The organism is Aeromonas sobria, assembly GCF_006243315.1.
GTDB classification, from domain to species: domain Bacteria; phylum Pseudomonadota; class Gammaproteobacteria; order Enterobacterales; family Aeromonadaceae; genus Aeromonas; species Aeromonas sobria_A.
This window is the reverse complement of the sequence record NZ_NKWE01000067.1, coordinates 1-1,244: the sequence shown is the minus strand read 5'-3', so window position 1 is coordinate 1,244 and position 1,244 is coordinate 1. Positions and strand designations below refer to the sequence as shown.

Sequence of the window (1,244 nt, the reverse complement as noted above, 5' to 3'; positions counted from 1 at the left end):
TCTAGACACTTTTGAGCCGTTCGAAATATTGCTTCTCACACTCTACTGGCGATAGCCCATTGTTGAAACTGTGCCGACGCTTGGGGTTGTAAAACATTTCAATGTAATCGAACACATCCTGCCGGGCCTCTTCGCGATCCGCATAGGTTTTACGTCGGATCCGCTCGCGTTTGAGGAGCTGGAAGAAACTCTCCGCCACCGCGTTATCATGACAATTGCCACGTCTGCTCATGCTGGCCTTGAGCCGGTGAGCCCGCAAAAAATCCTGCCAGTCATAGCTGCTAAACTGGCTCCCTTGGTCAGAATGAACCAGCACTTCCTGTTCGGGTCGCCGTCGCCACACCGCCATCAGTAACGCGCTGATGGCCAACTCTCGGTCGATCCGTGGCCCCATTGACCAACCAATGACTTGTCGTGAAAACAAATCCAATACCGCGGCCAGATAGAGCCAGCCTTCATGGGTTCGAATATAAGTGATGTCCGTTACCCAGACCTTATTTGGCTCAGTCACATCGAACTGGCGTTCAAGATGATTCGGTGCAACCACCGTTGGCCGGCCACCATAATGACTGGGACGGCGACGATAACCGGTTTGTGAACGTAAACCTTCATGACGCATTAATCGCGCCACCCGGTGTTTCCCACAGGTCTCGCCCATCTCTCGCAGGTCGTCCCGGATCTTGCGATAACCATAGACGCCGCCGCTTTCTAGCCAACATTGCTTGATCTGGCCCAGGAGGCGTTGGTCTTCAAGCGCGCGGGCAGATAAAGGCTGGTGCTGCCAGGCGTAATAACCGCTCGGGTGGACATTCATCATCCGACACAATCGGCGGATGGGATGTGTGGACGCGTGCTCCCGGATGAAGGCGTACCTTACCCTGACAGCTTGGCAAAGTACGCGGCTGTAGATTCAACTTGTCAACGCAACACTCTTTTCAATAACTTCTTTTGGCGTTTTAAATTTCAGGATTTTCCTCGGTCTGCTGTTTAGTTGCGCTGCAACCGTATCCAGCTCTTGCTGGGAATATTGGGCAAGACATGTCTTTTTGGGGAAGTATTGTCGGATCAGCCCATTGGTGTTTTCATTCGTCCCCCGTTGCCAGGGACTCTGGGGATCACAGAAGTAAACCTTCACCCCAGTGTTTGCAGTAAACTCCAGATGCTTGGCCAGTTCCATGCCGCGATCCCATGTCAGCGACTGTCTGAGCTTACGCGGCAACGTCTTAAATTTTTCTGTAATTGCT

The 1,244-nt window shown here is 52.5% G+C and carries 1 protein-coding gene and 1 pseudogene; both read right to left on the bottom strand.

Annotated elements, in window-relative coordinates; genetic code table 11:
- Position 1: 1 nt before the first annotated feature.
- A pseudogene (locus tag CF137_RS19735) lies at positions 2 to 901 on the bottom strand (IS3-like element ISAeca4 family transposase); the annotation flags it as partial.
- Positions 902 to 910: 9 nt separating this feature from the next.
- The coding region (locus CF137_RS19730) for an IS30 family transposase (RefSeq protein ID WP_139718775.1) at positions 911 to 1,244 on the bottom strand (334 nt) is incomplete at its 5' end.